Origin of the sequence: Paraburkholderia dipogonis (assembly GCF_046027395.1) — a bacterium.
GTDB lineage: Bacteria > Pseudomonadota > Gammaproteobacteria > Burkholderiales > Burkholderiaceae > Paraburkholderia > Paraburkholderia dipogonis_A.
This window is the reverse complement of record NZ_JAQQEG010000025.1, coordinates 89,045-102,830: the sequence shown is the minus strand read 5'-3', so window position 1 is coordinate 102,830 and position 13,786 is coordinate 89,045. Positions and strand designations below refer to the sequence as shown.

Annotated in this window: 15 protein-coding genes; 6 read left to right on the top strand and 9 right to left on the bottom strand. The window is 60.1% G+C overall.

Annotated features, from left to right (window positions below; all coding sequences use genetic code 11):
- Positions 1–56: 56 nt before the first annotated feature.
- Genes argJ through PQR32_RS25290 form a run of 3 tightly spaced genes read left to right on the top strand, consistent with a single transcriptional unit; the run spans position 57 to position 2,643 of the window.
- Positions 57–1,298: a bifunctional glutamate N-acetyltransferase/amino-acid acetyltransferase ArgJ gene (argJ, locus tag PQR32_RS25300; protein WP_408233168.1), complete on the top strand. Its 1,242-nt coding sequence runs from the start codon at positions 57–59 to the stop codon at positions 1,296–1,298.
- Between the two features lie 41 nt (positions 1,299–1,339).
- A complete protein-coding gene (locus tag PQR32_RS25295; protein WP_116118336.1) occupies positions 1,340–2,209 on the top strand; it encodes an ATP-binding protein in 870 nt (289 codons plus the stop codon).
- An 8-nt stretch (positions 2,210–2,217) separates the two neighbouring features.
- Positions 2,218–2,643, top strand: coding sequence for an NUDIX domain-containing protein (locus tag PQR32_RS25290; RefSeq protein WP_408233165.1), 426 nt, complete (start codon positions 2,218–2,220; stop codon positions 2,641–2,643).
- Between the two features lie 78 nt (positions 2,644–2,721).
- Here the strand turns inward: PQR32_RS25290 and yacG are convergent, their stop codons facing one another.
- From yacG to PQR32_RS25250, 8 genes are all read right to left on the bottom strand, one after another.
- Positions 2,722–2,919, bottom strand: coding sequence for a DNA gyrase inhibitor YacG (yacG, locus tag PQR32_RS25285; protein WP_106310901.1), 198 nt, complete (start codon positions 2,917–2,919; stop codon positions 2,722–2,724).
- Between the two features lie 124 nt (positions 2,920–3,043).
- Positions 3,044–3,799, bottom strand: coding sequence for a cell division protein ZapD (zapD, locus tag PQR32_RS25280; protein ID WP_106285174.1), 756 nt, complete (start codon positions 3,797–3,799; stop codon positions 3,044–3,046).
- Positions 3,800–3,993: 194 nt separating this feature from the next.
- Positions 3,994–4,596 (bottom strand): dephospho-CoA kinase, encoded by a 603-nt coding sequence (coaE, locus tag PQR32_RS25275; RefSeq protein WP_408233162.1) that lies wholly within the window; start codon positions 4,594–4,596, stop codon positions 3,994–3,996.
- 3 nt (positions 4,597–4,599) lie between these two features.
- Positions 4,600–5,541, bottom strand: a complete 942-nt coding sequence (locus PQR32_RS25270) for a prepilin peptidase (RefSeq protein ID WP_408233159.1) — start codon at positions 5,539–5,541, stop codon at positions 4,600–4,602.
- A gap of 27 nt (positions 5,542–5,568) precedes the next feature.
- Positions 5,569–6,798 carry a type II secretion system F family protein gene (locus PQR32_RS25265; protein ID WP_408233156.1) on the bottom strand — a complete coding sequence of 410 codons (1,230 nt, stop codon included), beginning with the start codon at positions 6,796–6,798 and terminating at the stop codon, positions 5,569–5,571.
- Positions 6,795–8,090, bottom strand: a complete 1,296-nt coding sequence (locus PQR32_RS25260; protein WP_408233153.1) for a GspE/PulE family protein — start codon at positions 8,088–8,090, stop codon at positions 6,795–6,797. The genes PQR32_RS25265 and PQR32_RS25260 overlap by 4 nt, the downstream gene beginning before the upstream one ends.
- A 174-nt stretch (positions 8,091–8,264) precedes the next feature.
- Positions 8,265–9,563 carry an HlyC/CorC family transporter gene (locus PQR32_RS25255; RefSeq protein WP_408233150.1) on the bottom strand — a complete coding sequence of 433 codons (1,299 nt, stop codon included), beginning with the start codon at positions 9,561–9,563 and terminating at the stop codon, positions 8,265–8,267.
- Positions 9,564–10,033: 470 nt separating this feature from the next.
- Positions 10,034–10,219 carry a hypothetical protein gene (locus PQR32_RS25250; RefSeq protein WP_408233147.1) on the bottom strand — a complete coding sequence of 62 codons (186 nt, stop codon included), beginning with the start codon at positions 10,217–10,219 and terminating at the stop codon, positions 10,034–10,036.
- Positions 10,220–10,530: 311 nt separating this feature from the next.
- Here PQR32_RS25250 and PQR32_RS25245 point away from each other — a divergent pair, with 311 nt between their 5' ends.
- Complete coding sequence (locus PQR32_RS25245; protein ID WP_408233144.1) at positions 10,531–11,814, top strand: AAA family ATPase; 1,284 nt, start codon at positions 10,531–10,533, stop codon at positions 11,812–11,814.
- The gene (locus PQR32_RS25240) at positions 11,814–12,374 is read left to right on the top strand and encodes a DUF4276 family protein (protein WP_408233141.1); all 561 of its coding nucleotides are present in this window, start codon (positions 11,814–11,816) and stop codon (positions 12,372–12,374) included. The genes PQR32_RS25245 and PQR32_RS25240 overlap by 1 nt, the downstream gene beginning before the upstream one ends.
- A gap of 195 nt (positions 12,375–12,569) precedes the next feature.
- Here the strand turns inward: PQR32_RS25240 and PQR32_RS25235 are convergent, their stop codons facing one another.
- Complete coding sequence (locus PQR32_RS25235; protein ID WP_408233138.1) at positions 12,570–13,013, bottom strand: DUF6641 family protein; 444 nt, start codon at positions 13,011–13,013, stop codon at positions 12,570–12,572.
- Positions 13,014–13,125: 112 nt separating this feature from the next.
- Here PQR32_RS25235 and PQR32_RS25230 point away from each other — a divergent pair, with 112 nt between their 5' ends.
- A complete protein-coding gene (locus PQR32_RS25230) occupies positions 13,126–13,617 on the top strand; it encodes a rolling circle replication-associated protein (RefSeq protein ID WP_408233136.1) in 492 nt (163 codons plus the stop codon).
- Positions 13,618–13,786: the final 169 nt, after the last annotated feature.

Below are 13,786 nucleotides of genomic sequence, written 5' to 3'. Positions count from 1 at the left end.
TTTCCGTTTCCCTCGATGCCGGCGCCTGCCGGCATTTTCTTCGACAGGTCGCGACCATGGCTGTCAATTTCCCTTCGATCGATCCCGCTCAACTCCAACCCGTCGCCGGCGTTTCGCTCGGCTGGGCGGAGGCGAATATCCGCAAGCCGAACCGCAAGGACGTGCTCGTCATTTCCGTGGGCGAAGGCGCCACGGTCGGCGGCGTGTTCACGCAGAACCGTTTTTGCGCAGCGCCCGTCACGGTGTGCCGTGAGAATCTGGAACGCGTGCGCGCAGGCGGCAAGCCGATTCGCGCGCTGGTGATCAACACCGGCAACGCGAACGCGGGCACCGGCGAGCCGGGCCTCGTGGCGGCGCGCGAAACCTGCGCCGAACTGGCGCGTCTCGCGGATATCACGCCGGAACAGGTGCTGCCGTTTTCGACGGGCGTGATCCTGGAGCCGCTGCCGGTCGATCGTCTGAAGGCGGGGTTGCCGGCTGCGTTGGCGAACCGCAAGGAAGCGAACTGGTACGACGCCGCGCAGGCGATCATGACCACGGACACGCTGCCGAAGGCCACGTCGCGCCAGGTCACTATCGAGGGCCACACGGTCATGCTGACCGGCATCAGCAAGGGCGCGGGCATGATCAAGCCGAACATGGCGACCATGCTCGGCTTCCTCGCGTTCGACGCCGCCGTCGCGCAACCGGTGCTCGATGCGCTGGTGAAGCATGTGGCGGACCGCTCGTTCAACTGCATCACGATCGATGGCGATACGTCGACCAACGATTCGTTCATCCTGATCGCGTCGGGCAAATCGAGCCTGCCGACGATCACGTCCACCGACTCGCCCGCTTATGCAGCGCTGCGCGACGCGGTGACCGAAGTCGCCCAGACCCTCGCGCAATTGATCGTGCGCGACGGCGAAGGCGCGACCAAATTCATGACCGTGCAAGTGGAAGGCGGTTCGAGCGTCGGCGAATGCCGCCAGATCGCCTATGCGATCGGCCACTCGCCGCTCGTGAAGACGGCCTTCTATGCATCGGACCCGAATCTCGGCCGCATTCTCGCGGCCATCGGCTATGCCGGCGTGGACGATCTCGACGTCGGCAAGATCGATCTGTATCTGGACGACGTGCTGGTTGCGACTGCCGGTGGCCGCAATCCGGCCTACCGTGAGGAAGACGGCCAGCGCGTCATGAAAAAGAGCGAGATCGGCATTCGTGTCGTACTCGGCCGCGGCGATGCGCAAGCCACGATCTGGACTTGTGATCTGTCGCACGACTACGTGAGCATCAACGCCGACTATCGTTCGTAATCAGGTTCATTACGCGGCCTGAAGGCCGCTTATTCCCAGCCATGGACAAACTCGAACAGTTTCTGACCCGGGCCGAAGCCGTGCTCGTCCGCCTCGAAGCGATGCTTCCGCCCGCTTCGCCTGATATCGACTGGTCGGCGGCAGTTGCCTTCCGCTGGCGCAAGCGCCAGGGGCGCGGCTACCTGCAGCCGGTGCCGGCCATCTCGGCGATCACGCTCGATGACCTGCAGAACATCGATCGGCAGAAAGGCCTGATCGAGCAGAACACGCGCCAATTCGTGCACAAGCAGCCGGCCAACAACGTGTTGCTGACGGGCGCGCGCGGCACCGGCAAGTCGTCGCTGATCAAGGCATGCCTGAACGCGTACGCGAAAGATGGCCTGCGTCTGATCGAAGTGGATAAGGACGATCTGCACGACCTCGGCGATATCGTCGACCTGATCGCGCAGCGGCCGGAGCGCTTCGTGGTGTTCTGCGACGACCTGTCGTTCGAAGACGGCGAGTCGGGCTACAAGGCACTGAAGGTCGCACTCGACGGCTCGATCGCCGCGCAATCGGACAACGTGCTGATTTACGCGACGTCGAACCGCCGCCATCTGTTGCCCGAGTACATGAGCGACAACGAGACGTACAAGCACACGTCCGACGGCGAGATTCACCCCGGCGAACTGGTCGAAGAAAAGATCTCGCTGTCCGAGCGTTTCGGGCTGTGGGTCAGCTTCTATCCGTTCAAGCAGGACGATTACCTGTCGATCATCAGCCACTGGCTGCGGCATTTCGGCTGCGATGACGCCGAAGTCGAAGCGGCGCGCGGCGATGCGCTGGTGTGGGCGCTGGAGCGCGGGTCGCGTTCGGGGCGTGTTGCGTGGCAGTTCGCACGCGACTGGTCCGGCCGCAAGACCTCAGCATGAGCCTCGGCATGAGCGACGACGTCGAGAAGAACGCCGCCGGCCGCAAGGTGACGGAAGTTGCCGTCGGCGTGCTGGTTCAGCCCGATGGCCGCTATCTGCTGGCGCAGCGCCCGGCAGGCAAGCCGTACGAAGGGTATTGGGAGTTTCCGGGCGGCAAGCTGGAAGCGGGTGAGTCGGTTGAGGCCGCGCTCGCCCGTGAGTTGCACGAGGAACTGGGTATCGACGTCGAAGCGAGCCATCTCTGGCACACGCTCGAACACGATTACCCGCACGCCTATGTGCGGCTCTTTTTCTGCAAGGTGACTCAGTGGTCCGGCGAGCCACACGGCCGCGAAGGCCAGGCTTTTGTCTGGCAGACGCTGCCCGCGGATGTCGAGCCGCTGCTGCCGGCGACCATTCCCGTGCTGGAATGGCTCGCAGCCGAAAAGGCCTGATAGGAAAGGATCAGGGCACGCGGTAGCGGGCGCTGCGCTGGCAGCGCCGGTCCGCGTGGCCCGGACAATGGGCCGCGCTCAATGCGGCGTGTAGTCCCCGCCAGGCGTCTCGTCCGACGACGCTTCCTGCTCGCTCCCGCCGATCTTGTACTTCTCAGCGGCCCAGGCGCCGAGATCGATCTGCTTGCAGCGATCGGAGCAGAACGGGCGGAAGCGGTTTTCAGGTGTCCAGCGGACGTCCTTTCCGCAAGTGGGGCATTTGACGACAGTAGGCATACGGTCAGGCAGTCAATCGCAAAACGGAACAAGTAACGAATATAGGGGCATTTCTCGCCGCTTTAAAGGCGTGCCCCTTCGGTTCGGATTTACCAGGTGAACGTGACAGGCTTGCGAGCGTGTTTTACAGGCTGCAAAGCGTGAGCTGGAAAGGTACATCGACGTCGACCGCACGCGGACGCAGATCGCCGTCCTGCACGGTGAAGCGCACCCACAGCATGTACTTGTTCGCACTGGCTTCGGGGATCACGCGCAATTCCGGTGCCACCCGTACCTGCATCAATTGATACGAACGGCCGGACAGCATTTGCTGATAGCTGCCCTGCATGGCCATGACCTTGGACGCCTGGCCGGATTCACGCGCGAGCCGCAGGACGATGATGGCCGCGTCACGCAGCGGCAGCAGCGGCGTCACCCACTTGGCGATGTCCTGACGGCGCTGATCGGGATGAATCTGCTGCCACGCGTAGTAGGACGGCAAATCGAACTTGCAGGTGCCGCCTGGAATGATCGCGCGGCTGCGGATGCTGGCGAGCCATTCGTTGTCTGCAAGATGCTGGCCGGTCTTGCCCTGCATCTGCGAAAGGCCCGCGAGAGTTTGCTCGATCTCGCCGAGTACGGCCTCAAGCGCATTCTGTTCGATTCCCGGATTGCCGCGAAACGGCGCCAGCGTTTGCCGTTGGCGTTCGAGTTCTTTCATCAGATCCGACTTCAGATCCGCGCGGCCCGCAACCTCTGAGATTTCGAACAACGTTGTCAGTGCGACGTGATGTTCCCTGGCGTCTTCCTGAGTCAGAAAGAACGTGAAGCGCTCGAACAGATCTTCGAGGCGCAATAGCGTCCGGATTCGCTCGTTGAAGGGATACTCGTAAAGGATCAAGCGGGCTCGCCTCGGGCGTGGTCGGTGACGGGAATGCAGAACATTCTAATGCCGTGGGACTACCCTAGCAATCACGCACTTTTTCAGCGCGCATTCGCAACTTTTTTCACGTGTTTCGGGCGGTTTCCAACGCGCTTTTGGCATGCGCATCGCTGCGAAGTTCAACCGGGATTTCCCGAAGTGTCACGTCGCCGTCATGCGCCGGCAAGCGACAGATACACACGATGCTGCGCGTCGACTTGCGCTTTTAGCGCGTCGAGTGGCGCGTTGCCGTTGTCGATCACGTCGTCGGCCGCGGCCAGGCGCGCTTCGCGCGTGGCCTGACGGGCGATGATCGCCAGCACCTGTTCGCGACTGAAATTGTTGCGGCTCATCACGCGCGAGATCTGCGTTTCGACGCTGCAGTCCACCGTCAGCACGCGATTCACGCGCGTCTTCCACTTGCCCGATTCGACCAGCAGCGGCACCACCACGATCACGTACGGCCCTTGAGCCTCGCGCTGCTCGCGTTCGGTTTCCGCGCGGATCAATGGATGCGTGATGCCCTCGAGGCGTTTGCGCGCGCCGTCGTCGCTGAATACGAGCGAACGCATGCGGGCGCGGTCGAGTGAGCCGTCAGGGGCGACGAACGCTGCGCCGAACTCGACGGCGATCTGCGGCATGGCGATGCCGTGTGGCGCGGTGATGCGATGCGCGATCAGGTCGGTGTCGACGAGCGGCACGCCGTGCGCGGCAAACAGGTCGGCGACAGTCGATTTGCCGCTGCCGATGCCGCCGGTCAATCCCACAGCAAACATGCTTCAACCTCCCAGTGCCAGATAAAGCGGTGTGCCGAGAAACAGCGTCAATGCGCCGCCTGCCGCGAGAAACGGCCCGAACGGCAGCGGCTCTTCAAAGCGGATGCGGCCGCGCCATGTTGCCAGTAGACCGACGACCGCGCCGGCGACCGCTGCGATCAGCACGATCTGCGGCAGCGCCGCCCAGCCGAGCCACGCGCCGAGCGCCGCCAGCAGTTTGAAATCGCCATAACCCATGCCTTCGACGCCGCGTACGAGGAGAAATAACCAGTGCACGACCCACAGCACCAGATAGCCGAAGATCGCGCCGAGCACCGCGTCGTGCAGATTCGTGAACATGCCGTTGAAGTTGACGATGATGCCCGCCCACAGCAACGGCAGCGTCATCGAGTCGGGCAGCAGATGCGTATCGATGTCGATCGCGCTCATCGCGAGCAGCGCGGCGCACAGTCCGAAGGCGGCGAGCGCCGTGAAGGTCGGGCCGAACAGCGCGAGAGAGCCTGCCGCGAATGCGGCACTGGCGATTTCGAGCAGCGGATAGCGCAGGCTCACATGCGCCTTGCATGCGGAGCAGCGCCCGCGCAGTAGCACATAGCTCAGCACTGGGAGATTCTCCCACGCGCTCAACGGATGGCCGCAGTGAGGACACGCGCTGCGCGGCACCCACAGGTTGTAGCGTGCCGGCAGGCCGTCTTCTTCCAGCGGTTCGTCGGCGGTCTCGCTGACTTCCGCGCGCCATGCGCGCTCGAGCATGATCGGCAGCCGATGCACGACCACGTTCAGGAAGCTGCCGATCACGAGGCCGAACACAATGGCAAACGTCATCTGCAGGGCGGCGGGCAAGCTGCCGAACGCCTCGCCGAGACCGGTCGCGAAATGGCCGGGCAGCAAGCCCGACAGCAGGCTGGAAGAAGTGTCTGGCACGAGTGGAAGAGTGGCCCGCATAGATTAAGGATGGATTCGGCTGCGATCCTACACCACGTTGCCGAGTTGAATAATGGGAAGATACATCGCGATCACGAGGCCGCCGACCAGCGCACCGAGCACAATGATGACGAGCGGCTCGCACAGGCTCGACAGCATGCCGATCTTTTCGTCTACCTGACGATCAGCGAGCGACGCCACGTCGATCAGCATGGTGTCGAGTGCTCCGGACTCCTCGGCAACCGCGATCGGCTGCACGACCTCGGGCGGAAAGCAGTGTGCCGCGCGCATCGCGGCGGCGAGTCGCTCGCCACGCCGCAGCCGCGCGGCGATATCCACGGTGGCGCGGTCGAAGAAGGCGTTGCCGGTGGCGTGAGTCAGCGAATCGAACGCGTCGGCCAGCGGTGTGCCGGCTGATAACAAAGTGCCGAGCGCACGGCTCCAGCGCGCCGCGCACAACGTGCGCAGCAGCGGACCGGCGACCGGTATTGTCAGCGATATGCGCGCAAAACGGATGCGCGCGGCTTCGGAACGTCGCAGTAGAAACGTCGCTGCCGAACCAGTTGCGAAGATCATTGCGAATGCCGGTACGCTCCATCGCGCCACGCCGGACGACAACGCCAGCACGAACTGCGTCGGTGCGGGCAGTCTGGCGCCGAAGCCGTCGAAGATCTGTTTGAAAGTCGGCACGACCCACACGAGCAATGCCGCGGTGATCGACATTGCCAGCACGAGAATCGCGACGGGATAGGTCAGCGCCGCGCGCACCTTGGCGCGCTGCGCGGCGGCGCGTTCGCGATCATCGGCGATGCGGGCGAGGACGGCCGCGAGCGCGCCGGCTGCTTCGCCGACTTCGACGAGCTGGCAGTAGAGCGCGTTGAATTGGCCGGGATGTCGCTGCAATGCTGCCGAGAATCGCAGTCCGCCAGTGATGTCGCGCGCGAGGGCGCCGACGATCCGCGGCATGCCCTGGCGGCGTGAAGCCTGCGCTTGCGCGAGCAGGTCCAGCGCGGGCGCGAGCGGCAGGCCGGCGCGCAGCAGGCTGGCGAGCTGCCGGGTGAATAGCGTGATGTCCGCGGCGCGTGCGGTCGGACGCGGTGCCGGTCCGTGCGCCGTGAGTTCGACGATGAACAGATTGTCGCGCTTGAGCACTGAGCGCGCGACGGCCGCATCCGGTGCGATGAGCGCGCCGTTTTTCCGCACGCCGTCGGCATCGACACCGCGCCATTTGAAACGCATGTCGGAGGCCAGAGCCCGTTGGGTCGTGGCCGTGTTCATGCGACCTCAGTGGCGGCGAGCGCTTCAGCGAGACTGGTGGTGCCATCGCGCACACGAGCCAATGCCGCGTCGCGCAAGGTGCCCACCTGTTCGGTTTGCGCGAGCCGCGCGAGTTCATGCGTGCCGGCGCTTGCGACGATCAACTCTCGCATCGCATCAGACACGGGCATCACCTGATGAACTCCGACGCGGCCCCGATAACCGATGCCGTGACACGCAGTGCATCCGGCCGCGGCGTAAGGTTGCCAGCCGTCGAGTTGATGCTCGCTGAAACCCGCCGCTCGCAGCGCCGCGACCGACTGCGGCGCCGGCACGCGGCACGCGACGCACAGCCGTCGCACCAGCCGTTGTGCGGTCACCATCCGCAACGCGGCCGCGAGGTTATACGGCTCGACGCCGATGTCGATCAGGCGCGCGACGGCTGCCGGCGCGTCGTTCGTATGCAGGGTCGACAGGACGAGGTGGCCAGTTTGGGCGGCTTTTACGGCGACGTCGGCGGTCTCTTCGTCACGGATTTCACCGACCATGATCACATCGGGGTCCTGACGGAGAAATGCGCGCAACGCGACCGCGAAAGTGAGCCCGGCTTTCTCGCGCACGCTGACCTGATTGATGCCGGCCAACTGGATCTCCGCGGGATCTTCCACTGAACAGAGATTGCGCGTTTCGCCGTTGAGCAGGTTCAGGAAACAATACAGCGACAACGTCTTGCCGCTTCCAGTGGGACCGGTGACGAGCACGAGGCCGTGCGGCGCGCGAATCGCTGCGTCCATTGTCTCGCGTTGGCGCAGATCGAGGCCGAGCAAGTCGAGTGAGAGATCGGCGGGCAGCGCGTCGAGTCTGCGCAGCACGAGTTTCTCGCCGAATAGCGTCGGCAGCGAGTTGACGCGATAGTCTTCGACGCGTCCGGGCGAAGTCGAAATACGAAGCCGGCCGTCTTGCGGCACGCGACGCTCCGCGATATCCATGCGAGCGAGCACCTTCACACGAGTGATGAATGCATCACGCAGATGCGCGGGCGGCGGCAGGATTTCGTGCAGTACGCGGTCGATTCGTAAGCGCACGCGCCAGCCGTGTTCCGCCGGCTCGATGTGAAGGTCTGACGCGTTGCGGCGGGTTGCTTCCTGCAATGTGTCGGTCAACAGACGTACGGCGGGAGCGTTGTCTGGATCGGTGAGGCTTGATGCGCTGAGGTCGGGTGAGAATGCCTTCGGTTTCGCCTTGACTGCGCTTTCGTGGGCGTTTGCGATGGGACGCGGCGATGCCGCCGCGGGTTGAAAAGAAGCTTGCATGAGAGACCGGTGATGAGCCGCCTGTAGAACACGACGGCTTCATCTTCCGGTAAGGCGGCGGGCGCCGCTACTCAGCCGTTCGGCTAATGGCGCGCGCGGCGCCTGTGTGGGATGCTGCTGCGTGTCGTGCCTGACTGTGGTGTTCGGCCGCGTCGCGCGGTTACGTCTACTGGCCTAGCCGCGCAATACCTTGCTGGCCTTCGCGCGCGTCGGCGGTCTGAACAGCTTGACCGTACGAATCGCCTGATCATCGCTGCGCATCACCTCGAGTTTGACTTCGCCGATCTGCACGCACACGTCGCCGTCGGGAATGTCTTCGAGAATTTCGAGGATCAGGCCGTTGAGCGTTTTCGGCCCATCGGTGGGTAGCGTGAGATGCAGCCAGCGGTTCAGTTCGCGCAGCGGCATGCTGCCGGCCACGATGCATTCGCCGTTCTCGTTCCAGCCGCCGCGCGAATTGGCGCCGCGCGGAATCGACGTGGTGAATTCGCCGATCAGTTCCTCGATGATGTCTTCCGGCGTGACGAGCCCCTGCAACTCGCCGTATTCGTTGACGACCAGCGCCGTGCGGTGACGGCTCTCCTGGAAGAATTGCAACTGCTGGAACACCGGTGTGCCGCTCGGGACGAAGTACGGCTCGGCGAGCAACTCACGCAGCGTCTCGCGTTCGAGTTCCTGGTTGTGTAGCGCGGCCAGCGTTTTGCGTACGTGCAGCACGCCGAGCACCCGGTCGATGTCGCCTTGATAGACGATCAGCTTGTTGTGATAGCAGGTTTCGAGTTGATGCAGGATCTGTTCGAACGGCGCGTCGAAATCGAGCGCCTCGATGCGGCGGCGCGGGATCATCACGTCGTCGACGGAAATGTTTTCGAGGTCGAACAGGTTCAGCAGAATGCTGCGGTGTTTGGTCGGCATGAAGCTGCCGGACTCGAGCACGATGGTGCGCAGCTCTTCGGTCGACAGGCGCTGGTCGTGCGCGCCTTTCGTATTGATGTGCAGCACGCGCAAGATGGCGTTCGCGAACAGATTGACAAACCAGACGAGCGGTTTGGCGACGCGCATCATCGGCGCGATCAGCAGGCTTGCGGGCAGCGCGATCTTTTCCGGGAACGTCGCGCCGACGATCTTCGGCGTAATCTCCGCGAACACGATGATCAGAAACGCGACGATACCGGTCGCGATCGACAGCACCAGATTGTTACGGCCGAACGTGTGCAGCGCGATCGAGGTGGTGAGCACCGGAATGATCGTGTTGAACAGATTGTTGCCGATCAGCACGACGCTCAGCAGTTGATCGGTGTGCGCCAGTAGACCCTGCGTGGTCTTCGCGCCGAGCGCGTTCTGGTTGGCAAGATGTTTCAGGCGATGGCGGTTGATCGCCATCATCGCCGTTTCGGAAATGGAAAAAAAGCTCGAGCAGACAAGCAGCAGAAAGACGGCGCCGATCTGCGCCCATAAGGGAAGTTGTTCCACGCGTCGTGAAGGATAGGGGAAAGGATGAAGAGAATATAGCAGAGGGGCTTGCGCGCGCCGTTTGGCACGGCGGCAAAAGACAGGGGCGGACGGCAGCCGCGGCGCAAGGCGCGTGTGGCGAACGACACTCGGCGAACACGCCGTACGTGACCCAAAAACAAAAAAACCGCCGAGCAAGCTGGGCGGTTTTTCGAGCCTTGAACTAACAAGGCAAATCTGGTCGGGGTGAGAGGATTCGAACCTCCGGCCTCTACGTCCCGAAGAATGCGGAACATCAGGATTGGCATTGTTTTTAAAAGATTTTTCCATCAAGTACTACACAAAGTACTAAAGTCAGCAATCTACATAACTAAACATTATCAAGTCAAGCAGCAGCAGTCACTTCAAGCTGGTGAGCGCCCGGTGTTTACACAGTACACACGAATGACGAGTGATCAGGCCCTTCTTTTGCTGCCGTCCGCTCGCTGCCCCTAGATCGGTTTTGCGTTGAGATCAGCAAGCTGCTTTTGCAGCTTCTGCATCTTATGTTGGATGTCGGCGCGCTTGGCGGCGACCGTCTGGCGCTTGGCCGCTAGCTTTTGCGCGTCGATACGCTGCGTCTCAAGGTCTTTGACTTCACGCAGATCGGAGCGGGTCAGGATTTCTTCGTATCTCACGGTAATAAGTCTCCTCGGTTGTGCAAGTATTTATGCGGCTGGAATACGCGATCGAGGTAGAGCCGAGGGCAATTGTCTCCCCACGGCTTATTGTGTAGTCGACCCGATGCGTTGCCGAGGCCTCGTCGCTTCACATCGTGCTAAAGAAGCTCGCTGCATTTGCCGTCAACCAGAGAGGTAGTAGTCGCGCGGGCACCGACATACGCAGAGACCTATCGAAGAAGAACAGTCCTGACCATGCGGCATAATGCTGCCAACCTTTGCTACGGTCGGGTGCTTTACTCCTCCTAGTATCAAAACGAGCGATAAGAATGGCGCCAAACGGAACAGCGGAAGATGTCCGCCTTGAGCAACTTGAAATCAAGGGTTACAGATCTTGCCTATCGACCAGCTTTGCGCCCGATAAGGACCTATCGGCCCTTATCGGGGTCAATGGAGCAGGGAAAACTAACATTTTGCAAGCCGTTCGCTTGTTGAACAGCAAGCAGGGGCGATTCAATAAGAGAGCACTTGAACAGCTTGGAAAGGGGGCGGACTCGGAAGTTACTGCTTGGTTCAGGCTTGGCGGAAACGATAAGCGAATTGGATTAAGGATGCGCTTCAGCATTATGGAATCCACACGTCGGGACGAACTCGTTGCGGTTTCGGAAGCTTGGAATCTTCAGAGTATCACTGGTTCAAAATCGTGGCGAAACTTACCACCGATCGAATTTTTCCGCGATAGCGCAAAGGCGCAATATTATCAAGAAGATTTTTTCTTGTTCAACGGCGAAGCTCGGTTTGGCCAGGTCAGCAAAATGGATATCGATCGGTCGGGAATCGATTTGATGCGGGACCCAACAATCGTCGACGCAGTTTCGTCGATCGCCGATTTTCGCGCAGGGATCACCTACTATAGTGCCTCGCGCTTCACTGATCCTGTTCGATGTCCGAGCAGCTTCGAAGTTGATGAGGACGGCCGTCTAGCAGACTCGTACGGTTCGTCGGCACCTCATTTGCGTTTCATCTACGATCTGTACCGGCTAAAGGTGCTAAACGAAGCACTGTATGATGCTTATTGTAGGTTTGTCTCGCGCCAACAACTTGGACTCCTTAGCCGCATCACGTGGAAAGAGATCGAGCTCAGTTCTTCTACGGCGGAAGTTCGCAGTGGAGGCGGGGTAAAGAAGGTCAGGAAGCGGAAGACACTTGTAATTCCAAAAGTACAGATTGGATCTTCTTACATCACGTTCAACCAGCTCTCTGAGGGAACGTTTAAAACGCTGGCGCTTGCTTTTTATATAATTACTGATTCAAGCCGGTTGCTCATGGTCGAAGAGCCAGAGGTCTGCGTGCATCACGGCCTCCTCTCACGCGTTGTCGACACTCTAAAAGCCTACTCAAAAACCAAGCAAACCTTCATTTCGACGCACTCCGATCTGCTCGTCGATCAACTCGAAACAGAGAATATTTTCGTAGTCGAAATGGCGCGCAACGGCACCCAAGTAAAGCAACTTGACAATTGGCTGACGAAGGATGCCAAGCGTGCCCTTCATACCTATCTCGCGGAAACGGGTTCGCTCGGGGAATATTGGCGCAGCGGAGGGCTATCATAATGCCGGCGAAGATTGGCATTATCGCCGAGGATCCGAGCGACGTCGAAGTGCTGAAATTGTTAGCCAGAAAAATCACGGGCAAGCCCGTTTCGACTGCGCACTTCACAGGCAAAGGTTGCGGACCACTCAAGAAGAAGACCCCAGGGTGGTGCAAAGATCTGGCGCATAAGGGATGCACAAAAATTTTGCTCGTTCATGATTTGGATCGTAACGATGCGAAAGCGCTTAGAACGACCCTAGAGGCAATCCTGGAAAAGAGCACAGCTTCTACGCAAGCTGTTGTAATACCCGCGGAAGAACTGGAGGCGTGGTTACTGAGCGATGTTTCCGCGATCACGTCAGCGCTGAATCTGCAAAAGGAACTGAAAGCGGTCCACCATCCCGAGACGATTCCCTCGCCGAAAGAATATATCCGTGACAAGGTGTGGCTCCTATCGAACAAGACCACGGCATATGTCAACAGCGTACATAACAAATTGATTGCCGAAAGGCTCGACGTCGGTTCTGTTCGGAGGAAATGCCCGTCTTTCAAACAATTTTCTGAATTTTTCGGCAAGTGAGGATGGCCATGGAGGCCGCCATTTTTTTCAAGAAGCCTCCAACCACATTCGGCTCCTATAGCGTTGCGCCCGCCCAGTATGTAATGCAAGCACAGATGTGCACTGATAAGCAATACAACTGGAACCGGTTTGGGAACGAAGTATTCGCGCCGATTTGCGAACAAGGACTGCCGGGTCAAGCAGTCCCCAGCGCATTCATTTGCCAACGAAGCCCGTACGCATCTGACCGCTGACGGCTTCGATTTGAGCGTCGAGTTCGCCGGCTGCGACTGCGACCTTGAGCATTTCAAGTGTCGGGATCAGGTCATCGAGCGTACCGATCTCGATGGCCGTCTTGCCCTTTGCCAGTTCGAGAGTTTTCGTTCCGTAGCGGACGTGCATGCAGACTTTGCCGTTTTCGGCAGTCCACCACCAAGCACGCACACGCTTCTGCACTTCCACGTTACGGCGCCCGCCGGTTTCTGCGTCCTTCACCGAACGGAACAGAGTCGGCCGAAACGCCGTGCCAGCTTGCTGAGCCTTGGCGAGTTCTGTCTGTTCCCAGATTTTCGAGATCAGACGGTTACGACGCTGCACGATCTGCGGCAGCGAGCCGGGACGCTTTGCGGCGACGAGTTTCAGGCTAGTAAGCGTGCTCATATTGGACTCCTGAGTTATTTGGTGCAATCCAGGATGTAGCCGCTTGCCAATGAAATCAATAGGATTGTGACACTAACCGTCAGGTTACGCCGTGGCCGGCATAAATACGGCTATGACGAAAAATACAGATATAAAGACAGCGACACGCGACTGGATGCTTGGCTACCGATCGTGGATGACGCATGCCGTTACGCTCACGATGAAACAGTATCGAATCGTCGGAACGGACAAAGGGCAGACAGTCCAAACGTTGACTGCTGAGGAAGCGCGAAAAAACTTCCGACACTTCATGAGTCGCCTGAATCGAAGCATGTACGGGAATGGGCCGAAGTGCCACTACGTGATTCCTGTGCTGGAAGGTGTGGCGACCGGAAAGAACCTGCATTACCACTGCGTCATGGGAAACTTCCGTGAGGAAAAGAGCCATGAGGAGATAGTCGAGGCAATACGTAACGCATGGCGGAAAACCAGCTTCGGTAACGAGCAGATCGACGTGCAGATAATGTACGGCGATGACTGGCTCAACTACATCACGAAGGAAGTCGGCATGGGCAACGCCGACAGCGTTGACTACGGGAATGTGTACGTTCCTGATAGCCGATAACAATAAAGCAAGACCCCACCAAGTAGTCCATGCTGCGTTGCTGACGTAATCGTCCTCGCAGCTTTCACTTCGAAGAGCACCACGCAATGCTCTTTAATGAATTCCTATGGCTATAGATTTCGTGAAGAAATACCTCGAAGAAGTTACGGTAGCTGACGAGGAACCAACG